Annotated in this window: 20 protein-coding genes; 7 read left to right on the top strand and 13 right to left on the bottom strand. The window is 63.3% G+C overall.

All coding sequences use genetic code 11. The features are described 5' to 3' along the window. Window positions 1-38: 38 nt before the first annotated feature. The gene (locus FXB41_RS32245) at window positions 39-1,529 is read left to right on the top strand and encodes an amidase (RefSeq protein WP_376707527.1); all 1,491 of its coding nucleotides are present in this window, start codon (window positions 39-41) and stop codon (window positions 1,527-1,529) included. Between the two features lie 21 nt (window positions 1,530-1,550). Here the strand turns inward: FXB41_RS32245 and FXB41_RS32240 are convergent, their stop codons facing one another. Beyond that, on the bottom strand, window positions 1,551-2,156 hold the full coding sequence (locus tag FXB41_RS32240) for a TetR/AcrR family transcriptional regulator (protein ID WP_219684635.1): 606 nt from the start codon (window positions 2,154-2,156) through the stop codon (window positions 1,551-1,553). Window positions 2,157-2,356: 200 nt separating this feature from the next. Between FXB41_RS32240 and FXB41_RS32235 the strand changes: the two genes are divergently transcribed. Beyond that, window positions 2,357-3,598 (top strand): efflux RND transporter periplasmic adaptor subunit, encoded by a 1,242-nt coding sequence (locus FXB41_RS32235; protein ID WP_219684634.1) that lies wholly within the window; start codon window positions 2,357-2,359, stop codon window positions 3,596-3,598. Window positions 3,599-3,749: 151 nt separating this feature from the next. Then, entirely contained in the window at window positions 3,750-6,938 is a 3,189-nt protein-coding gene (locus FXB41_RS32230) for an efflux RND transporter permease subunit (RefSeq protein WP_007592372.1), read from the top strand. On the opposite strand, the gene FXB41_RS32225 is transcribed toward FXB41_RS32230, so the two are convergent. After that, window positions 6,935-7,663 (bottom strand): sulfite exporter TauE/SafE family protein, encoded by a 729-nt coding sequence (locus FXB41_RS32225; RefSeq protein WP_219684633.1) that lies wholly within the window; start codon window positions 7,661-7,663, stop codon window positions 6,935-6,937. The genes FXB41_RS32230 and FXB41_RS32225 overlap by 4 nt on opposite strands. A 165-nt stretch (window positions 7,664-7,828) precedes the next feature. On the opposite strand from FXB41_RS32225, the gene FXB41_RS32220 reads away from it, so the two are divergent. Then, window positions 7,829-8,092 carry a hypothetical protein gene (locus tag FXB41_RS32220; RefSeq protein WP_219684632.1) on the top strand — a complete coding sequence of 88 codons (264 nt, stop codon included), beginning with the start codon at window positions 7,829-7,831 and terminating at the stop codon, window positions 8,090-8,092. A gap of 242 nt (window positions 8,093-8,334) precedes the next feature. Here the strand turns inward: FXB41_RS32220 and FXB41_RS32215 are convergent, their stop codons facing one another. The 5 genes from FXB41_RS32215 to FXB41_RS32195 form a co-directional block, all read right to left on the bottom strand. Continuing rightward, window positions 8,335-9,453, bottom strand: a complete 1,119-nt coding sequence (locus FXB41_RS32215) for a helix-turn-helix transcriptional regulator (RefSeq protein WP_219684631.1) — start codon at window positions 9,451-9,453, stop codon at window positions 8,335-8,337. Further along, entirely contained in the window at window positions 9,419-10,684 is a 1,266-nt protein-coding gene (locus FXB41_RS32210) for a helix-turn-helix transcriptional regulator (RefSeq protein WP_246649393.1), read from the bottom strand. The genes FXB41_RS32215 and FXB41_RS32210 overlap by 35 nt, the downstream gene beginning before the upstream one ends. A 151-nt stretch (window positions 10,685-10,835) precedes the next feature. Further along, window positions 10,836-11,084 carry a DUF6894 family protein gene (locus FXB41_RS32205; protein WP_219684630.1) on the bottom strand — a complete coding sequence of 83 codons (249 nt, stop codon included), beginning with the start codon at window positions 11,082-11,084 and terminating at the stop codon, window positions 10,836-10,838. A 76-nt stretch (window positions 11,085-11,160) separates the two neighbouring features. Continuing rightward, window positions 11,161-12,132, bottom strand: a complete 972-nt coding sequence (locus tag FXB41_RS32200; RefSeq protein ID WP_219684629.1) for a helix-turn-helix transcriptional regulator — start codon at window positions 12,130-12,132, stop codon at window positions 11,161-11,163. A gap of 231 nt (window positions 12,133-12,363) precedes the next feature. Next, window positions 12,364-13,299, bottom strand: a complete 936-nt coding sequence (locus tag FXB41_RS32195; protein WP_311985930.1) for a helix-turn-helix transcriptional regulator — start codon at window positions 13,297-13,299, stop codon at window positions 12,364-12,366. Here FXB41_RS32195 and FXB41_RS41180 point away from each other — a divergent pair. Next, complete coding sequence (locus tag FXB41_RS41180; RefSeq protein WP_246649392.1) at window positions 13,270-13,674, top strand: hypothetical protein; 405 nt, start codon at window positions 13,270-13,272, stop codon at window positions 13,672-13,674. The two genes, FXB41_RS32195 and FXB41_RS41180, sit on opposite strands and share 30 nt — an antisense overlap. Window positions 13,675-13,841: 167 nt before the next feature. Here the strand turns inward: FXB41_RS41180 and FXB41_RS32190 are convergent, their stop codons facing one another. The 6 genes from FXB41_RS32190 to FXB41_RS32165 form a co-directional block, all read right to left on the bottom strand. Next, window positions 13,842-14,354: a hypothetical protein gene (locus FXB41_RS32190; protein ID WP_007592391.1), complete on the bottom strand. Its 513-nt coding sequence runs from the start codon at window positions 14,352-14,354 to the stop codon at window positions 13,842-13,844. Window positions 14,355-14,447: 93 nt separating this feature from the next. Beyond that, entirely contained in the window at window positions 14,448-14,894 is a 447-nt protein-coding gene (locus FXB41_RS32185) for a MaoC family dehydratase (RefSeq protein ID WP_219684627.1), read from the bottom strand. Window positions 14,895-15,275: 381 nt separating this feature from the next. Further along, window positions 15,276-15,698, bottom strand: a complete 423-nt coding sequence (locus FXB41_RS32180) for a hypothetical protein (protein ID WP_007592397.1) — start codon at window positions 15,696-15,698, stop codon at window positions 15,276-15,278. A gap of 12 nt (window positions 15,699-15,710) precedes the next feature. Then, on the bottom strand, window positions 15,711-15,932 hold the full coding sequence (locus FXB41_RS32175; protein WP_007592399.1) for a hypothetical protein: 222 nt from the start codon (window positions 15,930-15,932) through the stop codon (window positions 15,711-15,713). A 196-nt stretch (window positions 15,933-16,128) separates the two neighbouring features. After that, window positions 16,129-16,947: a lytic murein transglycosylase gene (locus FXB41_RS32170; RefSeq protein WP_219684626.1), complete on the bottom strand. Its 819-nt coding sequence runs from the start codon at window positions 16,945-16,947 to the stop codon at window positions 16,129-16,131. A 39-nt stretch (window positions 16,948-16,986) separates the two neighbouring features. After that, complete coding sequence (locus tag FXB41_RS32165; protein WP_219684625.1) at window positions 16,987-18,840, bottom strand: flavin-containing monooxygenase; 1,854 nt, start codon at window positions 18,838-18,840, stop codon at window positions 16,987-16,989. Between the two features lie 177 nt (window positions 18,841-19,017). Here FXB41_RS32165 and FXB41_RS32160 point away from each other — a divergent pair, with 177 nt between their 5' ends. Both FXB41_RS32160 and FXB41_RS32155 read left to right on the top strand, forming a co-directional pair. Beyond that, the gene (locus tag FXB41_RS32160) at window positions 19,018-20,643 is read left to right on the top strand and encodes a long-chain fatty acid--CoA ligase (protein WP_219684624.1); all 1,626 of its coding nucleotides are present in this window, start codon (window positions 19,018-19,020) and stop codon (window positions 20,641-20,643) included. Window positions 20,644-20,686: 43 nt separating this feature from the next. Then, window positions 20,687-21,898 carry an acyl-CoA dehydrogenase family protein gene (locus tag FXB41_RS32155; RefSeq protein ID WP_219684623.1) on the top strand — a complete coding sequence of 404 codons (1,212 nt, stop codon included), beginning with the start codon at window positions 20,687-20,689 and terminating at the stop codon, window positions 21,896-21,898. The last annotated feature ends 58 nt before the right edge of the window (window positions 21,899-21,956 follow it).

The raw sequence follows: 21,956 nt of genomic DNA, 5'->3' as shown, positions 1-21,956 counted from the left end.
CGACATCGACGCGGCGATGCAAGACAATGGAGATCGTGATGCCGCCCGGATCGACCGCCACTGACTGGGACTATGGTTCGATCAGCACATTGCTGAGCGCCCTACACGCGCGCAACATTTCTGCGTCGGAGTTGATCGAGCATACGATCGCGCGCATCGAGGCGCTGGACGGGCGGATCAATGCCGTCATCGTTCGCGATTTCGATCACGCACGAGACGCCGCGCGCGCCGCCGATGCCGCGCTTGGCCGCGGCGAGCGGCAGCCATTGCTCGGCATCCCCGTGACGTTGAAAGAACCGTTCAACGTCGCCGGCCTGCCGACGACATGGGGCTTTCCGCATTTCAAAGATTTCCAACCGGCGGAGGACGCCCTTGTCGTCTCGCGGTTGAAGGCGGCGGGTGCTGTCATCATCGGCAAGACCAATATCCCGATCGGTCTGCGGGATTTTCAGAGCTACAATGAGATCTACGGGACGACGAACAATCCGTGGGATCTCGGCCGATCGCCCGGCGGCTCCTCAGGCGGATCGGGCGCGGCGCTGGCCGCAGGGTTCGGTCCGCTCTCGATCGGCTCGGATATCGGCGGCTCGATCCGGGTGCCGGCACATTTCTGCGGTGTGTTCGGACACAAGCCGAGCCACGGCCTGGTCCCGCTGCGCGGATACAACCTGCCGCCGGCGCCGCCCGTGCCTGGCCAGGGCGATCTGGCTGTCGTCGGGCCGATGACGCGCACCGCCTCGGATCTCGCACTCGCGCTCGACGTGATCGCGGGGCCGGATGAGACGCGCGACGGGATCGGCTATCGTCTTGCGCTGCCGGCCCCGCGACACGACCAGCTCAGGGATTTCAGGATCCTCGTGATCGATACGCATCCGTTGATGCCGACGGGCGATGCCGTGCGTTCCGCCATCGGGCGGCTGTCGGAACGGCTCGAACGATCAGGCGCACGGGTCGCGCGCTCGAGTGCGTCACTGCCCGATCTCGCCGAATCCGCGCGGCTCTACATGAAGCTGTTGAACGCGGCGCGAAGTCCGCGCCTGACACCGGCCGCCCTCGCAGAGGCGCAAGGCCTTGCCGCGGCACTCTCGCCCGACGACCGCAGCCTGCAGGCCGAGCGCGCGCGCGGCTGGGCGATGATCCATCGTGAATGGCTGGCGACCGATGCGGCGCGCTTGCGGCTGCAACAACGGTGGCAGGAGCTGTTCCGCGATTTCGACGCAGTGATCTACCCGGCCGCCGCCGTGCCGGCCTTTCCACAGGACCAGTCCGAGCCGTTCGACGCGCGGCAACTCGATATCGATAGACAGCTGTATCCCTATGCCGATGCGTGCTTCATCTGGGCAGACCCCGCTTCGACCTGCGGACTGCCTGCGACGGCCGTTCCGATCGAGCGCACGCCATCGGGCCTGCCAATCGGCGTCCAGATCATCGGGCCTTATCTCGAGGATCGCACTACGATTGCGCTCGCCGGATTGATCGAACGCGCGTTCGGCGGCTTCGTCCCGCCACCGTTGTTGGCTGCAAAGTAATCGCGAGCTGATCGAGGGCGATTAAGTTCTGTCGGCCGACTGGGCCTCGACCGCCTGCACGGCCACGCTCGCGACCTGCTGCAATGCCTCGCGATCGGAGCCTGAGGACGCCATCACGCCCATGCCGACCGAGACGGCCGAGACGTAGCGCGCGAGTGCCGCGGGATCCGAGGTCGGCTTGAGATCGCCTTCGGCCTTGGCGCGAACAAAACGATCGCGAAGCTGGTCCTCGTTCTCCGCGCGGCGGGCGGCGAGCTCGAAGGGGACGCTCTCTGATCCGGTGCCGCAGGCGATGCCGCCTTGCACCAGAAGGCAGCCGGGTGGGTTGGCGGGATCGGTCTGCTTGTCGGCGATGCCCATCAGCATCCGTTCGGCGACGTCGCGGGCGGTGGGCGCGGCCACCACCTCGTCCATCCAGACGTTGCGCAGTTTTGTATAGCGGTCGAGCGCGGCCTTCAGCAGCCCTTCCTTGTTGCCGAAACAGGCATAGAGGCTGGGCGGATTGATCCCCATGGCTTCGGTCAACTGAGCGATCGTGGCACCCTCATAGCCATGGCGCCAAAACACTTCCATCGCCTGATCCAACGCCGTTTCGGCGTCGAATTCGCGGGGGCGTCCCATGCCCATGTGCCTGTTCTCCTCGAAATCGGCGTCGTCCCTGACCTAACGCCTGATCCTATCTATTTGTTCTCGCTTTATTTTCTCTTCCACTTGCCAACTCTTGCGGTAAGCGGGTACAATTTTCTTAGCGGACGGTACATAAGTATCTTGCGCTGCGGTATCCAGCTCCACATCTGTAGTGAACACTACATATCTGGAGCGCGCAAATGCCCCCCTCCCAAAATACCTCTCGCCCTGGCCGTGTCCGCCGCCTTCTCGGCGGTGTCGCCATCGTGGGCGCTCTCGTCGTAGCCGGCTCGATCGCGACCGGCCATTACTTTCGTGCCGCGCAGGCGACCGCGACCGCCGCGGCCGAGCAAGCCGTCCCCGTCACTGTCGCGCTGATCGAACCAAAGCAGACGGTGCTGTGGGACGATTTCTCCGGCCGGCTCGAGGCGATCCAACGCGTCGAGCTTCGCCCGCGCGTGGCTGGCGCGATCCTGTCGGCCAACTTCACCGAAGGCGCGCTGGTGAAGGCCGATGACGTTCTGTTCAAGATCGATCCGGCGCCTTACGCGGCCGAGGTCGACAAGGCCGCCGCCCAGGTCGAAGCGGCGAAAGCGCGCGTGGTGTTCACGCAGAGCGAGCTCGAGCGCGGCGCGCAGCTGGTCGGCAACGCCGTGGTGACGCGGCGCGACTACGACCAGCGCGACAATGCCTACCGCGAGGCCATCGCCAACGTGAAGGCGGCCGAGGCGACGCTCCAGACCGCAAAGCTCAATCTCGACTACACCGAGGTGCGCGCGCCCGTGGACGGCCGCGTCGGCAAGATCGAGATCACCGTCGGCAATCTCGTCGCCGCCGGCACCGCCTCCCCCGTGCTGACCTCGCTGGTCTCGGTCAATCCGATCTACGCGTCGTTCGATGCGGATGAGGAGGTGGTGCTGCGGGCGCTGAACTCGATCGCAGATAGCACCGGCAAGCGCGGCAATCTCGACCAGATCCCGGTGGAGATGACGACCTCAGGCGGCCTCTCGGCCAAGGGCCACATCCAGCTCATCGACAACCAGGTCAACGGCCAGAGCGGCACCATCCGTGTCCGCGCGGTGTTCAGAAACGAGGACGGGCGTCTCATCCCCGGTCAGTTCGCCCGCGTGCGCATGGGCCAGCCAAAGCAGCAGGCGCTGGTCATGATCGACGAGCGCGCGATCGGCACCGACCAGGACAAGAAGTTCGTGATGGCGGTCGGCGACGACAGCCGCGCGGTCTATCGGCCGATCACGCTCGGGGGCGCGGTCGATGGCTTGCGCATCGTCACCGCGGGCCTGAAGTCCGGCGACCGCATCGTCGTTAACGGCCTCCAGCGCGTGCGCCCGGGCGCCCTGCTTAAGACGGAGATCGCGGCAATGGGCGCGCGCGGGCCGCAGCAGGCCTCCAACCACAGTAATCAGGACGTCGTGCAGCGTTAGCGTCTCCGCCATGCCGGAACGCGCGGGCAGCGCGAGCCGGATTGTCGAATTGGTTGAACTACCAAGACATCACTTCTGGATTTCCAGGTTTGCGGGCTTTGCCCGCGCCCGGGAATGACGGGAGAGCTGTCTCTCGCGCAGGGGCAAAGCCATGAATCTCTCGAAGTTCTTCATTGATCGTCCGATTTTTGCCGGCGTCTTGTCGGTCCTGATCTTCCTCGCCGGCCTGATCTCGCTGTTCGCGATGCCGATCTCGGAATATCCCGACGTCGTGCCGCCCTCCGTCCTCGTGCGCGCGACCTATCCCGGCGCCAATCCCAAGGTGATCGCCGAGACGGTGGCGACTCCCATCGAGGAGCAGATCAACGGCGTCGAAGGCATGCTCTACATGTCGAGCCAGGCCACCACCGACGGCGCGATGACGCTGACGGTGACGTTCCGGCTCGGCACCGACCCCGATAAGGCGACGCAGCTGGTGCAGAACCGCGTGCAGCAGGCCGAGCCGCGCCTGCCCGCTGTGGTGCGCCAGCTCGGCATCATCACCAAGAAGTCGTCGCCCGACCTCACCATGGTCGTGCATCTGTTGTCGCCCAACGGGCGCTACGACATGACCTATTTGCGCAATTACGCCGTGCTCAACGTCAAGGACCGCCTTGCACGGATCGACGGCGTCGGCGATGTCCAGCTCTATGGCGCCGGCGACTATTCGATGCGGGTCTGGGTCGATCCGCAGAAGGCCGCCGAACACGGACTGACTGCGAGCGACATCGTCAAGGCAATCCAGGCGCAGAACGTCGAGGCGGCTGCCGGCGTGGTCGGCTCCTCCCCGAACGTCAAGGGCATCGACCTGCAGCTGTCCGTCAATGCGGAAGGGCGGCTCGCGAACGAAGAGCAATTCGGCGACATCGTGGTCAAGACCGGTACGCGTGGCGAAGTCGTGCGCTTGCGCGACGTCGCCCGCATCGAGCTCGGCGCGTCCGAATACGGCCTGCGCTCGCTGCTCGACAACAAGCAGGCGGTGGCGATCCCGATCTTCCAGGCGCCCGGTTCCAACGCGCTGGAGATCTCCGATCACGTCCGTGCCACCATGGCCGAGATCAAGAAGAACATGCCGGAAGGCGTGTCCTACCAGATCGTCTACGATCCCACCCAGTTCGTGCGCTCCTCGATCGAGGCCGTCATCCACACGCTGCTGGAGGCGATCGCGCTGGTGGTGCTGGTGGTGATCCTGTTCCTGCAGACCTGGCGCGCTTCGATCATTCCCCTGCTCGCGGTGCCGGTATCGATCGTCGGCACTTTCGCGGTGATGCACGTGTTCGGCTTCTCGATCAACGCGCTCAGCCTGTTCGGGCTCGTGCTCGCGATCGGTATCGTGGTCGACGACGCCATCGTCGTGGTCGAGAACGTCGAGCGCAATATCGAGGGCGGGCTGTCGCCGCGCGATGCGACCTATCAGGCGATGCGTGAAGTTTCCGGCCCGATCATCGCGATCGCGATGGTGCTGATCGCGGTCTTCGTGCCCCTCGCCTTCATCTCCGGCCTCACCGGGCAGTTCTACAAGCAGTTCGCGCTGACGATCGCGATCTCAACCGTGATCTCCGCCATCAATTCGCTGACGCTGTCGCCGGCGCTGTCGGCGCTGCTGCTCAAGGGACACAATGAGCCTAAGGACCGGCTGACGATCATCATGGAAAAGGGCCTCGGCTGGTTCTTCCGCGGATTCAACAAGGTGTTCACACGCTCGTCAGAGAATTACAGCGGCACCGTCACCAAGGTGATCTCGGGCAAGGCTGCGGTGATGGGGCTCTATGTGGTGTTGGTCGGCGTGACCGCGCTCCTGTTCCAGCAGGTGCCGAGTGGCTTCGTGCCGGGCCAGGACAAGCAATATCTGGTCGGCTTCTCGCGGCTGCCTGACGGTGCAGCGCTCGATCGCACTGAAGAGGTGATCCGCAAGATGAGCGACATCGCGCTGACCCAGCCCGGTGTCGAGAGTTCGGTCGCCTTTCCGGGCCTGTCGATCGCCGGCTTCACCAACTCCTCCAATGCTGGCATCGTGTTCTCCACGCTCAAGCCGTTCGACGAGCGCAAGGATCCTTCGCTCAGCGGCCCCGCGCTCGCGGCCGAGCTGAACAAGAAATATGCCGGCATCCAGGAAGCCTTCATCGCCATGTTCCCGCCGCCGCCGGTCAACGGCCTCGGCACCATCGGCGGCTTCAAGCTGCAGATCGAGGACCGTGCCGGTCTCGGCTATGAGGCGCTGAACGAGGCGACCAAGGCGTTCATGGCGGCGATGCAGAAGGCGCCGGAGATCGCCGGCGTGTTCTCGAGCTTCCAGGTCAACGTGCCCCAGCTGTTCGCCGACATCGACCGCACCAAGGCGCTCCAATTGGGCGTGCCCGTGACGGAGGTGTTCAACACGCTGCAGATTTACCTGGGCTCCTACTACGTCAACGACTTCAACAAGTTTGGCCGCACCTATTCGGTCCGGGTGCAGGCCGACGCGCCGTTCCGCGCCCGCGCCGACGACATCCGGCAGTTGAAGGTGCGCTCGTCCTCGGGCGACATGGTGCCGCTCTCGGCGCTGTTGAGCGTTCGCCAGAGCGCAGGTCCCGAGCGCGCGATCCGCTACAACGGCTTCCTGTCCTCCGACATCAACGCGGCGGCTGCGCCCGGCTTCTCCTCCGGTCAGGCGCAGGAGGTCGCGACGCGGATCGCGGCGGAAACGCTACCGCCCGGCTTTGCCTTCGAATGGACCGACTTGACCTATCAGGAGTTCATCGCCGGCAATTCCGGACTGTGGGTGTTCCCGCTGGCGATCCTCCTGGTGTTCTTGGTGCTGGCCGCGCTCTATGAGAGCCTGACCCTGCCGCTCTCGATCATCATGATCGTGCCGATGGGCCTGCTGGCTGCGATGTTCGGCGTCTGGATCTCCAAGGGCGACAACAACGTCTTCACCCAGATCGGCTTGATCGTGCTGGTGGGCCTCTCGGCCAAGAACGCGATCCTGATCGTCGAATTCGCGCGCGAGCTCGAATTTGCGGGACGCACGCCGATCCGGGCTGCGATCGAGGCGAGCCGCTTACGGCTTCGTCCAATCCTGATGACCTCGATGGCGTTCATCATGGGCGTGCTGCCGCTGGTGCTCTCGACCGGTGCCGGCTCGGAGATGCGGCGCGCCATGGGCGTTGCCGTGTTCTCCGGCATGATCGGCGTCACCGTGTTCGGCCTGTTCCTGACGCCGGTGTTCTACGTGCTGCTGCGGACCGTTACCGGCATGAAGCCGCTGGTCCATCACGGCAGCGACATCAGCGCGGCACCGGTTCAGGGCGCCGGGCACTAGATCAGGGAAATCCCCGACAGCAACAACAGAACGAGCACGGTCTTGCGGAAGACCGTCTCGTTGACCCTGTGGAAGGCGATCACGCCGAGCGCGGATCCTGCGAACAGCGCCGGCAGGCTGACCGCGAGATCGACGAAGACTTTCGACGACAGATCCTGATGTCCGACCAGCAGCGCGATCGCGAACACCTGCATCGCGGCGATGAATGGCTGCACCAGGCCGCGCTGCTCGCTCTTGGGCATGCCGCGCATGTCGCACCAAATCGTCGGGATCGCGCCGGGCATCGCGGTCAGCCCGCCGACCAGCCCTCCCCCGAACCCGATCAACGCGACCCAGTGCCGCCCGACCGCCTCGCCGGCCGTCATCAGAGTCGGCCGCAGCAGCATGTAGGCCGCATAGAGTGCAACGATAATGCCGAAGCCGCGCCGGAGCAGATGCGTATCAGTGCTCTGGAGCAGCGATACCGCGATGGGAACGCCGATCAAGCCACCGACGATCAGCAGCAGACTGCCTTCCCAGCGAATATTGCGCCGAAGCGCCCACAGATTGGTGGCCTGCACGCCGATGCTGCACGCCATCATCAGCGGCACGGCTTCGAGCGGCTGAAACACCCGGAGCAGGATGGCGCCCGCCACTGCGGAAAAGGCAAATCCCGAGAGCCCGGAGACAAAGGCACCGGCGAACACGGCAACGCTGAGCAGCATCAGAGTCGTGACATCAGGCACAATCCGCCCTCCGGTCAGTCGTAGGGAATTTGCGAGACAGAGATATCGGCGCTCTCCGTGCAAGCGGCCGGCTCGAGTGGAGCCGACGGATGCGCGTAAGCGTGCGATCGCTCCAGCATCGCGAGGCCGACCAGTTGGAGAGCAACGAGCGCCGCGGTCAGCGCAATGGCGACGATGCTGACGTTACGCACGTTCGAATTTGGGGTGGCCGGTCGTGCGCTCGCGCGGATCAACTCCGTTGGCATTTTCAAAAGCATCCTCTTCACGGGAGACGGGAATAATTTCATTCAAACACGGCGCTTCGTGCGGCTGGTCCAGCAGGTGGCGATAGCGTTGCAACACGCGCTGCGCGTCGATTTCCCGCTGCGCGCGGAGTATCGCGCCTATGCGGGCGACGATATCGCGGAACCTGCCTGTCAGAACCGGTGACGTCGTTCGCATGACAATCTCCTCTCAACCTGTTCGAGAGATTGACGGGATCCACTTCCGCCTACAGTGAGTTGCTTCACACAAATGCCTGACGCGTCGAACAACAGACCGTGTGATGTTCAGTAGAATAGCGCGTGGAAAATCGCGTCATTCGATCGAACGACGTGCGATAACTTTCTAATGATGCTTCTGATTGAACCTATTGCGAGCTGCAGCGACTCGCGTGTGTTTTTGAAGGCGTCTCAGTGCACGAGCAGATTGGAAAATCCAGCTGCGAGCTTGACGAGATCGGCCTGACGAGAAACGCCGGTCTTGGCGAACACGCGATGCAGATGCGTCTTCACCGTCGTCTCCGCGATACCGAGCGCAACCGCCGTCTCCGGCACGCCGCCGACATCGACGATCGACTGCAAGACCCTCAGTTCCGCAGGCGTGAGTTCGAAGGTGCGGTCAATGAGACCGGCACACGAGCGGCCGTCGAGCTCCGCTTTCCAGATGAACAAGGCTCCGACGGCCGAACTGCGCTCGGCCCTACCCTCGCGCAGCAGTGATGGCAGCGCGATGATTTGCGCGACGTAGTAAGAACCGTCATGCGACATCAGCGGAATTTTCCGTCCCGAAGATGCCGCCAACGCGACCTCGCTTGTGTCACGGAAAATATCGCGCAGGGCCGAATTAGCAGCGGAGGATCTTGCCACCAGCCGGCCCGAGACAGACCGCAGGACATCGTCGACGGCCAGGATCGTCGCCGCGGCCGGATTGCTGTGGACGATATGACAGGTCGAATCGAGCAGGATGACACCGGCATTCAGTTGGTCCACGACGTCGGCGAGCGCGATCGCGCGCTGCTGCTTCCGCTCGATCGCCCGGTTGATCAACAGCGCCCGGCTCGCATGCGGAGCCAGGAACTGCATCCGCGCCCGTTGCTCGGCATCGAGCATCTCCCTGCCCGGGATCACGGTCATCAGCATCGGAGACGGCGACTTCGACTGCTCCAGCACCACGTTGGCGACGTCGACGCAGCCCTGGGGGCGCAGCCATTCCTGGTAGAAGCGGCCGCGGCGATATTCGTCGAAATCCACGAGATCGGGGATGTTGCGCACCTCGCCATAGCGCGGAAGCCGAGCAAGCGGGTCGTACCGGGAGTAGGTCTCCGCATAGAGCTGAATGTAGTGCGGATCGACCCCGCAATAATAATGCGTCGCGCCTGATTTGCTGACCGGGTCCTTCGAAATCAGACCACAGGCCTGGCTGCCGATGAAGGCATTGAGCTTGACAACGACCTCGCTCCACAACTCCGGGTGGAGACCTGCGTCATAGATAGTCTCAATCAACTCGGACGGTTTTGGAAGTCGGGGCATCGGAAGAGCCAATGGTGACACATGGAGATGGCGACATGTTCTTCATGCCCGGCGGCTTCTGTGAGTCTGGCGAGGGAGGGAAAGGTTCAATCCTGAGGGCGCAATGAGCCGCTAAGTTGACCAGCGGATTGGAGAATCCTGCCGCGAGCTTGACGAGATCGGCCTGACGCGAAACGCCCGTCTTGGCGAACACGCGATGCAGATGCGTCTTCGCCGTCGTTTCTGCGATACCGAGCGCGACCGCCGTCTCCGGGACGCCGCCAACCTCGACGATCGACAGGAAGACGCGCAGCTCGGCCGGTGTAAGGTCGAAAGTCCGCGCGATCAATTCGCCGTAGGACTGTCCGCCGAGCGATACCTTGCGCAGGAGCAGCGCACCGACGGCATCGACCACCCGCTCGCTGCCGTGCCGCAGGACCGAGGAGAGCGGCAGGATGTGCGCGACGTAGCGCTCGCCCGAGGGCGAAAGCAGCGAAAACGCCTGCCCCTTCGCGGCAAGCTGGGCAATTTCATTGCGGGTCGCGAACGCTTCCCGCAGCGTCTGATTGGCCTCCGCACTGCCGGTCACCAGTTGCCCGGCAACGGACCGAACCAGATCGTCGGCCGCAAGCAAGTCGTGCCCCGCGGAATTCGCGTGCACCAGCCGGCAGAAGCCATCAAGCAGGAAGATGCCGCAGGCAAGATTGTCCAGGACCTCCGCCAACGCCGTCGCCAACGTCAGTTGCGAGGTCATGGCACGGTTGATCAGCAACGCACGGCTGGCGTGCGGCACGATCAGCGAGAGGCGGTGCTTCATCACCGGATCCACCATCCGGCGGCCCGACAGCACCGTCATCATCACGGGGCAGCTCGCATTCGAATTCTCGAGCACGACGTTGGCCGCATCGCTGCAACCCTGCGGCCGCATCCATTCCTGGTAAAAGCGTCCACCCCGGTAATCATCGAAATTGACGAGATCCGGAATGCTGACGATCTGGCCGTGCGGCGGCAGGACCGTCAGCGGATCGAACTTCGAATGCGTCTCGGAATAGAGCTTGATGTAGTGCGGGTCCGCCCCGCAATAATAGTGCGTGACGCCGAATTTGCTGATGGAATCCTTGGAAAACAGTCCGCAGGCCTGGCCGCCGACGAAGTCACGAATGCCGGTGACGACATTGTTCCACAGCGAAGGATCGAGTCCGGCATCGTAGATGGCTTCGACGAGATCGGGCAGCTTCCGCGGTCCGTGCATGGCTATAAATGGCCTATGTGATCAATATCACCAAGCATACCACAACCGCACTATGCGGCATCCTCCGATCGGAGGAGGCGCCGGCCGGGCAACGAACGGACATCCGTTTCGGGCGCTACTGATGCAGAGTCGCGATAGCGCACCGGGCCGCTCACACCTGATCCCAACCGACCTTGTCCGCATTCTCCGACCACACCGCGGCACGATAGATCTCGCGCCCGACGGCGTCTCTGACCCGGATGCAGGCATCGCGGTCGCGCAAATCGTCGCGCCAGACGAACAGGTGGCTTGCCATCTCGTTGGCCACCACGAGCGTCGCTTCGGGGCATTCGAACACCATGCCGCCCGGATCGATCTTCACGATATTGCCGACGATAAGATCAAAGAAAAAACGACGCATGCAATACTCCAACTGCGGGCGGCGCACGCCCGTGCCATCTCCATCGGCATTTGACCTGAAATTCAGCCGCGCGCGTTCACGACATCTCGCCGCTCCTGACGTCACTGGGCGTGGCGCCATAAGTCCGCCGGAAGCAGCGGTTGAAATAGGAGAGATCGCCGAAGCCGACATCGTAGGCGATCGAGCTCACCGTCCGCTCGGCGTATCCGGGTTCGCGCAACATGCGATGCGCACGCTTGACGCGTTGTTCGATCAGGAACGACGAGAACGTCTTGCCGTCGGCCTCGAACAGGCGTTGGAGATAACGCGGCGTCACGCCGAGCTCCTGGGCGACCGTGGCAACCGACAGGTCCTGCCGCCAGCAATTGTTGGCGATGGAGACTTTGGCCTTCTGCAGCCGTGCCGCCTTTAGGCCGCGCCGACCGGCCATCTCCCGCGGCTCATTGGTGGCACCGAGGACGATTGCCAGAAGATCGTGCAGATGCCCGACCCCGAGCTTGCGCAAATTGGGCATCGCGAATGCCTTCTCCCGCACCAGCGTCACCGCGTAATCGACCAGCAGCCGAAGTCCCGTTGAACTCTCCGGCATGACCCGCATCACGGCGTCATCGACATCCACGATCATCGGCGCCAGCACGCGTCTCGGCACACGCAGCGAGAAACAGCTACCCAGCGACAATCGCTCGAACGTCGTGACGTCCTCCGCGCTCGTCAGGACAGCCTCTCCGGCACGGAGGCTCAGATCGTGCCCTCGCTCGGATATCCCAAGCACGCCGGATCGATTCACGATCAGGGCCAGACTATCATCGCCATCGGCAATCAGGTGCTTGGTGCGAATGATCCGCGCTCCGCACAATCCTCCGATCAGCAATTGGGCTTCCGGCAAGACGTGGGACGTGAAGCTCGCCGCGAACGGCTTTCCTTCCCTCACCTCGACCTCCGCCTTCAACACCCCGCGACAGTAGAAATCGCGAAGCAGCGGGATACGCTCGTTTTCGGGAATTTCGTTCGTTGAAACATTGATAACGGAAAAATCAAACTGGGTCACTGCAATCCTCCAACCGACGAGCAGGTCCGGCCGCGCGCTGTCGTTTCCTCACACTCGCGTTCGACGCCGTCGCGGCATCTCTTCGCCGGCGCTCGCTGCTCTTCACTTTTCTAGAACGCGATATACGAAAGTCTCAAATGACTCGCGTCCTGCATTCGGAGGACACCGGAGCTCGGCTCATCACAATGGATTGAGATTGCGGCACATAGCCGGCGAACCATGTGAAATAAATCACAAGGCATCGTCACCGTCGTTCGTGCGACGCGCGAATGGAACGGCAAAGCCGGTGGCAATCTTGACCAAGTCGGCCTGCCTGCCGGCGCCAGTCTTCTCGAACAGGCGGCCGAGATGCGTCTTCACGGTCGTTTCGGCGATGCCGAGCTTTGCCGCAATGTCGGGAACGCCGCCAATCTCGATAATTGCCATCAATACGCGCAATTCGGACGGTGTCAGCCTGAAGGCCGCAGCGATCGCATCGGCTGCGAGCCATGTCGCCGCCGATGCCTTCTGAACGAACAGCACCGTGGCTGCAGCATCTCGCGATGGAGTGCGATCGCGCTTCAAGGGAAAAGCGTGGAGCAGATAGTGCTGCCCATCAACTGATGTCGCAAGCTCGATCTGACGGCGGGCAGCGGAACGAGTTTCGTTGCCCGCATCGATTTCGCACAGGCCGCGGAATATTTTGTCCGTCTGGGTGTTGCGGGCCACGATCCGGTCACCGACCATTGCGAGCAGGCTGGCATCGGCGAACAGCCCGCGGGATGCTGCGTTGGCATGCACGACCCGGCCATCTGCGTCGAGCAGGCAGATCGCCGTGCTCAGCCCATCGAGGACATCGGCAAGGTCGTCCACGGTATGCGAGCGTGCCCTGATCTGCCGGCCCATGATTCTGGAACGCTGGAGGTGCGGAGCGAGCAGCCGCATGCGCTCGCGCATCGGCTCGTCAACGAGTCCGCGCGAGCGGTGGCGCAACACCTGCAGGATCGTGGTGCGTGTCTCCGACTTCTCGAGCGCGACGGTTGCAAGGTCAATCGCTCCTTGTGGTTCCACCCACTCGCGATAGAAGCTCGTTGCCAGGAAATCCGCCTGAGTCATGATGTCGGCGACGCCGATCGTCTGCTCCGCCGCGAGCGTGAGATGACGATCGAGCAGAGGGTCCAGTTCCACATATCGGTCGCGATAAAGCTGGCGGAAGCGGGATTCGGTGCCAAAATGCTCGTGGATCTCGATCGAGAGCCGGGCTCTGTCCCTGGACAGGATGGTCGCGGCACATCCACCGACGAAATGCGAAACCTGTTCCAGCACCCCGCTGCGCAGCGCGGGATCGACCGCCGCGTCGTAGATCTCGCCGACGAGGGACGAAAATCGATTTGCGTGGAGGATTGTCATCGGCCGGACGATGCAATCTGCGTATGGCTCGCGCGCGAGAGAGAGATCGCGATCCGGGGCCAGCCGGAGGAGACGGGCCGGTCAATCGCCGCCTTCGACGCGGAGAAAACGTTGCAACGAAATGCTGGAATATCGAACATCGTCCTTGCGTAACGTCAACCGCAGAATGCGGCTTGGACGTTTTCGCCAAAGACTAGGATAAATGCGAACAGCGCGCGGACTGTGTGCGATGAGTCACGTGTGCGATACGTCAGGCGCCGGTCGCGCTGCAGAACCCTTTCGCCACCGATCCCGCCGGCCTCGCATCCGGCTCCGGCAACCTACTTGCGATTCTCCTCGCAGAATTTCAGCGCCGCCAGCGCTTCACCGGCACGCGGCACCTGTATCTCGATGCTGTCGTCGTCATCGTCCTCGAAATCGAGCGAGAGACGCTTGGCCCTGGACAGCCGGTCCATCATGGACTGATCGTATTCGAAAATGCCGCGCACGGTGGTCTTGTCCATGACCTCCCACTTGGCCTTCTTCATGATATCGGCGTCATCGGTTCCGACATCGGCTCGGAGGATCTCGCCCACCTTGTCCCACTCCCAGCCGTCATAGATCATGACGATGACGATCGCCTTCTCGGAATAGGTGATGACGATGACGTAGTCCCGGTTCTCGTCTTCCTTGTCCTTGTAGCCGCGGCTCGCATTGCAATGTGCGTCCTGCGTGCGCTTCTCGATGGTCCAGTCGCCGACTTTGGATTGTTGCGCCTGCACCGGTCTTGCGGTCAAAGCGACTGCGCTCAAGGCGCCGGTCAGCAACCCGGCGGCGAGAAGAGATCGTTTCATGTCAGCCTCCAGCGTGTTCCCCGGACCGAGATGACCACCTCTGCCGGTGACCCGCAAGGGCTTCTGGCGGCTGCGTAGGGCGCCGACCCTGCCCTACTCCCGCCGCGGCACGATCGCGATCGGGGTGAAGGTGTAAACCTCCTCGCCGTTCTGGTTGAACATGGTCCATTTCACCAGCGCGATGCCCTGCGGCTTCGACTTCGACGGCGTGAGGCTGATGACCTCCCCGACCAGATGCAGGCGGTCATCGGGCCGTACCGGGATGGTCCAGCGCAGCCCGTCGACGCCGGCGCCGATCAGCGGATGCGGGCCGAAGGGGCGGGTCTGGATCGCGAGGCTCATGGCAATCGCGGCGGTGTGCCATCCCGAGGCAGCGAGACCCCTGAACAGGGTCCGCTTGGCGGCTTCATGGTCGAGATGCATCGGCTGCGGATCGAACTCGACCGCGAACCGCTTGATGTCGGCCTCGGTGACGTGAACTTCGGGGGATTTGAACTGCATTCCAATGGTGAGATCGTCGAACCACTCGACCTGCGCCATGATTTCGCCTCGCAATGTGATGCGCCGCCTCGCGGCTAACAGGGTTGAGCAAGAGCGGGATGTAGCGGCTCCGCAGCGCACAAACTAGCCTGGGACTCCCCCAAGAAACCCGTTTCCAGATGCGACGAAACACGCCTGAAACAGATGGTCGGTTATCTAGTTGTCAAAATCATACAGGGACGGCCATCATGCAATTCTTCCTCGACCTGATCTGGGATTACTCCTGCTGTCAGCACCTCGTCGCCCTACCGCTGCAGGAGGACGAGCTATGATCGAACTGATCTCGGCCTTGCTTGCGCTTTGCAGCGTCGGCGTTTTTGCAGCGCACGCGGTAGATGCCTATCGCACCACACATTACTGATAGGCACTGATAGGCCCACCCTAGAACGGCCGCCGGTAGAAGTGCTCCGAATGTGTTGCCGGCGGAAACCTGTTAGCGAGCGCGAGAGCTCCCCTTTCGTCGGTCTCGAGCGCGATCTTCTGTGCGAGCATGACGTCGCCGGGGACGAGAAAGCCTGACGGGACGAAGCACCACCCCATCGTCGCATTTCCGGCCGCGTCGATCTCATGGACATTTGCGGCGGTGCCATAATGGATGCGATACGTCTTGCCGGTATCGCAGCCGACGACATCGAAATGCCGGTACTGCTCGAATTGCGCGCGCTGCGCCGGTGACAGCCATTCGGCCAGGAGCCGGCGACCCCGGGCATCCGGCGTGTTCTCGCCGAAGAAGCGCCGATAGAGTTCGCGTAGCGCATGCAAACGCGCACGCGCCGGCGCGCGGAGCCAGACTGCCGCGATCATGAGCAGCTCAGATCAACCGCCGACCAGGCGGGGATAGAACAGCGTTTCCTGCGCGGTCGGGTCAAACGATCGGATCCGGGTGACTTCGCCAGGTCCGGTTCGCAGCGCGGCGGTGAAGCCCGCTCCGGTCAGCTCCCGAAAGCGCCGTTCGGCCCGCGCCAGCGCTTCGGCATTGCCAGGATCAAACTCGTGGCGCGTGTCGCCAGTCTGGTCCATCACGATCTGGGTTGCCATGTTGAGTCTCCTCATGCCCAGCCCTGTTCGATCAAAGCAAACCTCGTGCCGTCGGTTCCAGTTGGCAACAACTTTCTCTTGCCCGCGCATCACGCCTTGCTGAGCAGGAGCGTGTCCAAGCGAAGTGGATGCCGGTTCGCCTAAGGAAAACGCGCCAAAACAAGGAGCCAGAGCCCCGTTCGAAACGGGGCTCTGGTCAGCGCGAGGCGGCCGTACCTCCGCCCTCATCGATCTGCCGTCCCATCAGGGCGATCGCCTTCTGATAAACGCCGGCGGCATTCCAGGCTTCGATGGCGGCGAAATTCGGCTCGCCCGGCTGGTAACCCGCTCCGGCACGCCAGCCATGGGCTTTCAGGAAATTCGCTGTCGAGTTCAGCGCATTGGCGGCAACTTCGAGATTGCCGGTGCCGTAGGCCAGGATGTTCTTGGGCATGAACTGGGTCTGACCGACTTCGCCGTGCATCGAGCCGCGGGTTGCCCCCGACAGCGTGCCGCGATCGATCAGCTTCAGCGCCGCATAGAGCTGCTCGGTGAAGAATTCGGGACGGCGGCAGTCATAGGCGAGCGTCGCAATCGAGGAGAGCATGTTCTGGTTGCCGCGCTGGCTGCCGAATCCGGTCTCCATGCCCCAGATCGCGATCAGCGGCCCCGGCGGGACGCCATAGCGCTGCTGGATCGAGGCGAACAAGGCGGCCTGCGAGTTCTTGAGCTGACGCCCCTTGGCGACGATGGTGGTGGCGCCGCGCTTGGCGAGGAACTGGTCGAGCGACAGCGAGAAGCTGCGCTGGCCGCGGTCGGCCGCGATGGTGGCACTCGCGTAATTGGTCTGCATCAGCGCCGAGAGCGCAGTCTGGCCGACGCCCTTGCCCTGCGCTTCCGCACCGAACTCGCGCTTCCAGGCCTCGAAGCCGGCCGACGAACTGCCGCATTGCGCGGCTTGGGCGGCGGGCGCCAGGCAGCCGAGCAGCGTCATCGCCCCGAAAACCGCCGCAGCTACAGTTCTGCCCCTGATCATGTCTAATGTCCTCTCTCTGGCGCGATCCAATGCCCGAGTTTACCCGGACGAAGGCGCCGACTCCATGGCGTGATCATACGACAGTTCCAGTCCATCCAAATTGCCCTCCTTGCGCCACTTGTCGAGCAGCCGCAGGAATGCCACCGGCCCGCGCCAATACTGGCTGTTTCTCGCCGCGATCGGATCGAACACGCCTTCATTGTTGTAGTAGCCGGGCGTGCATTCAGCGAGATAGGTCTGGCGGCCGAGCGCGGCTTTGACCACCTCCTCGACCCAGGCGTTCTCGGCATCGAGCGTCGGCTCCAGCGTCCGCGCTTTGCGCTTGCGCGCCTCGGCGATCACATAGGCGATGTGCTGCGACTGCTCGTCGATGATGTGCGGAAAGTTGGCGCTCTGGCCGGCCTGCACCATGACGATCAGGAAGCAGTTCGGGAAGCCGCGGCTGTAGAAGCCATGCATCGTCTTGACGCCGTCGCGCCAGCGCTCGGACAGGCTCGTGCCATCGCGTCCATAAATCTCGAAGCCCATACGACGGGCGTAATCGGTACCGACTTCGAAACCGCTGGCATAGATCAGGCAGTCGAGTTCGTAGGCGTGGCCGTCGACCACGACGGCATTCTCGGTGATGCGATCGACGCCCTGTCCCCTGGTATCGACGAGATGCACATTGGGACGATTGAACGTGTCGAGATATTCGTCGTGGAAACACGGCCGCTTGCAGAAGGCCTTGTACCAGGGCTTTAACGCCGAAGCAGTCATCTCATCCTTGACGATCGCATCGACGCGCGCCCGGATCTCTTCCATCTTGCGATAATCAGCCTGCTCGATGACCTTGAGCGCCTCCTCGATCGAGGTCACCGGCTGGGGCTGGCGGCGCGGCGCCAGCAGGATCTCGCCGAGCAGGCCGGTCCAGCCGTCCTGCACCAGATCCTGTTCGAATGGCTCGCCCGAGATCACGGCGGTGAAATTGTCCATGCGTTCGCGCTGCCAGCCAGGCCTGAGCCCCTGCGCCCAGCACTGATCCGTCGGGCGGTCGTCGCGCACGCCGATCGCCGACGGCGTACGTTGGAAGACGTAGAGCTCCTTGGCCGAGCGGCCGAGATGCGGCACGCATTGCACGGCGGTGGCGCCGGTGCCAATGATCCCGACGCGCTTGTTGCCAAGACCGGTCAGACCACCTTCGGCCGTGCCTCCGGTGTAGGCGTAATCCCAGCGGCTGGTGTGGAAGCTGTGTCCTCTGAAGCTTTCGATGCCGGGAATACCCGGCAGCTTCGGACGGCTCAACGGGCTGCCAGCGAGGATGACGAAGCGCGCGCGGATGCAATCACCGCGATCGGTCTCGACCAGCCAGCGTGCCTCGTACTCCTGCCATTCCATGCGCGTGATGACGGTCTGAAACAGAGCGCGCTCATAGAGGCCGAAGTGACGGCCGATGCGGCGCGAATGTTCGTAGATCTCGGGTGCTCGCGCATATTTGCGCACCGGCATGTAGCCGGTCTCTTCCAGCAACGGCAGGTAAATGTAGCTCTCGGTATCGCAGGCCGCACCAGGGTAGCGATTCCAGTACCAGGTGCCGCCGAAATCGGCGGCCTTTTCCACGACCCGGAAATCATCGATGCCGGCTTCGCGCAGTCGCGCGCCACACAGAAGGCCGCCGAAGCCGCCGCCGACGATGAGCACCTCGTTCTGTTCGCTGACGGCCTCGCGCGCGAATCCGGAATTGGCCCAGGGATCGTCGAGATAGCGCCCGAACTCGCCGGTCATCTCGACATATTGCGCCTTGCCTTCGGCGCGCAGGCGCCGATCGCGCTCGTCGCGATAGCGCGCACGGAGTGCGTCAATGTCGAGTGTAGATTCGCCGGCTGCACCGGTCTTGTGTCTTTCCGCTGACATTCATTTCCTCCCGGGCGGAAACTGCTTCGCCGGCAGCTCGCATCACTTAGCCCTGAAAAAGAGACGCATGCAATCACGTCCCTCGCTTTTTACGTGAACGTCGCGTGGCGTTCCGCTAACCTCAAGCGCACATCACAAGCGCACGCCATGCAACGACATGGCGGTCCGGAGGAGACGATGCAGGGATTGATGATGGACATGCCGCTCCTGATCAGCGGCCTGATCCAGTATGCGGCCGATTATCACGGCGAGGCCGAGGTCGTCGCCCGCGAGATCGAGGGCGACATCCATCGCTACACCTATGCCGACGCCCATCCGCGCATCAAGCGCATGGCATTGGCCCTCAAGAGGCTCGGCATGATGCCCGGCGACAGGGTCGGCACGCTGGCCTGGAATACGCACCGTCACTTCGAGATGTTCTATGCCGCGCCGGGCATGGGCTACGTGTTGCACACCGTCAACCCGCGGCTGTTTCCCGAACAACTCGTCTACATCGTCAATCACGCCGAGGACCGCCTGCTGTTCATCGACCGCGCCACGCTGCCGATCGTGGAGGCAATCGCGCCGCAGCTCACATCGATCGAAGCCTATGTCGTGATGTCCTCGCGCGAGCGGATGCCGGAGACCAGGCTTGCCAACGTCCATTGCTACGAGGACCTGCTGGAGAACGAGCACGACGACGGCTTCGTCTGGCCGGAGTTCGACGAAAAGTCGGCGTCCACGATCTGCTACACCTCCGGCACCACCGGCAATCCGAAGGGCGTAATCTATTCGCACCGCGCCGCGATCCTGCAGACCATGGTCTCCTGCAATTTCGACTTCCTGCCCGGGCACCTGGAAGGCGTGCGCGAGGTGATGATGCCGATGGCGCCGCTGTTCCACGGCAACGGTTGGAACATGCCGTTCACCGCGCCCTATACCGGCTCGAAGCTGGTGCTGCCCGGCCGCAATTACGAGCCGGACAAGCTCTACGAATTGCTCGAAGGCGAGAAGGTGACGCTGTCGGCGGGCGTGCCAAGCTTCTGGCTGATCCTGCTCGACTGGTTAGGGCGCACCGGCAACAGGTTCTCGACACTTCGTGCAACATTGTCGTCAGGCTCGGCACCGCCGCGCGCAATGGTCGAGAAGCTCAAGCGCGAGTACGACGTCGACTACGTCCAGGCCTGGGGCATGACCGAAGCCTTGGGCTGCTCGATGCCTGGCCTGCGGCCGGGCTCCGAGCATCTCGACGACAAGGAGAGGTTCGACCGCCGCCAGGTGTCCGGCCGCGCCTGTTTCGGCACCGCCTTGCGCATCGTCGACGACGGCGGCAACGAGCTGCCGCGCGACGGCAAGAGCGTCGGCCATCTGCGCGCGCGGGGACCGTGGGTTGCGTCCGGCTACATGAAACTCGACGAAGGCCTCGACCGCGACAGCTGGCTGATCACCGGCGACATGGCCGTGATCGACCCCCAGGGCCACGTCACGCTGACCGACCGCTCCAAGGATGTCATCAAGTCCGGAGGCGAATGGATCTCCTCGATCCAGCTCGAGGACGTCGCCTTGTCTCACCCCGATGTGCTGCAAGCCGCCGTGGTCGCGATCAACCATGAGAAATGGCAGGAGCGGCCTCTGCTCCTCGTCGTCCGCAAGAAGGGCACGACCGTCGACGGCAAGACGCTGCTCGACCACATGCGCCCCAAGATCGCGAGCTGGTGGATGCCCGACGCCGTCGAGTTCATGGACGAGTTCCCGATGACCGGCACCGGCAAGGTGCTCAAATCCGCGCTGCGCGAGAAATTCAAAGAGTATCGCGTCGCCTGAGCCGATTGCGCACCGGCCTGTCCATCGATTGAGGAGACCAAAGATGCTCTACCCGATGTCCCCCAAAATCGTTGAGCTCAAGCGCAGGCTCGAAAGTTTCATGGACCGGCACATCTATCCGAACGAGGAACGTTTTTATCGCGAGGCGGAGGAGCTGGGCCCCTGGAAGGTCTATCCGGTCGTCGAGGAGCTGAAGCCGCTGGCGCGCGCTGAAGGCCTCTGGAATCTGTTCCTGCCGGACTCCGGCTACGGTGCGGGCCTCACCAACCTCGAATATGCCCCGCTCTGCGAAGTCATGGGCCGCTCGCATCTCGCGCCCGAAGTCTTCAACTGTTCGGCGCCCGATACCGGCAACATGGAGGTGCTGGAGCGCTATGGCACGGAGAACGACAAGGAGCGCTGGCTGAAGCCGCTGCTCGCTGGCGAAATCCGCTCCTGCTTCGCCATGACCGAGCCCGCCGTCGCATCGTCCGATGCGACCAACATCGAAAGCTCGATCGTCCGCGACGGCGACCATTACGTCATCAACGGCCGCAAATGGTACACCACCAACGCGACCGACCCGCGCTGCAAGATCTGCATCTTCATGGGCAAGACCGATCCTGACAATGCGGACCGCCACAAGCAGCAATCCATGATCCTGGTGCCGATGGACACAGCGGGCGTCGAGGTCAAGCGTCCCCTGCCCGTGTTCGGCTTCTACGGCGTGCCCGACCGTGCCTCCGAGGTCGTCTTCACCGATGTGCGCGTGCCCAAGGAGAACATGCTGCTCGGCGAGGGCCGCGGTTTCGAAATCGCGCAGGGACGCCTCGGCCCCGGCCGCATCCACCATTGCATGCGGCTGATCGGGCTCTCCGAGCGCACACTGGAGAAGATGTGCCGCCGGGTGCGCAGCCGCGTCGCCTTCGGCAGGCCGGTTTCCGAGCAGACGGTGACGCAGGAGCGAATCGCTGAAGCCCGCATCATGATCGAGCAGGCCCGGTTGCTGACGCTCAACGCCGCCCACGCGATGGACACCGTCGGCAACAAGGTGGCGAAAGCCGAGATCGCGATGATCAAGGTCGCTGTGCCCAACATGGCCTGCCAGATCATCGACTGGGCGATCCAGGCCCATGGCGGCGGCGGCACGTCGAACGATTTCGGATTGACGCAGGCCTACGCGACCGCGCGCTTGCTGCGTCTCGCCGACGGCCCGGACGAGGTCCACAGGAACCAGATCGCGCGGTTCGAGCTGAAGAAATATTCGAACGCGTAAAACACTGCACTCGCCGGAAGCACAGTGCCATCTTCCCCTCTCCCCTTGCGGGAGAAGG

Origin of the sequence: Bradyrhizobium canariense (genome assembly GCF_019402665.1) — a bacterium.
Taxonomy (GTDB): Bacteria; Pseudomonadota; Alphaproteobacteria; order Rhizobiales; family Xanthobacteraceae; genus Bradyrhizobium; species Bradyrhizobium canariense.
This window is presented reverse-complemented; position numbering and strand designations above follow the sequence as displayed.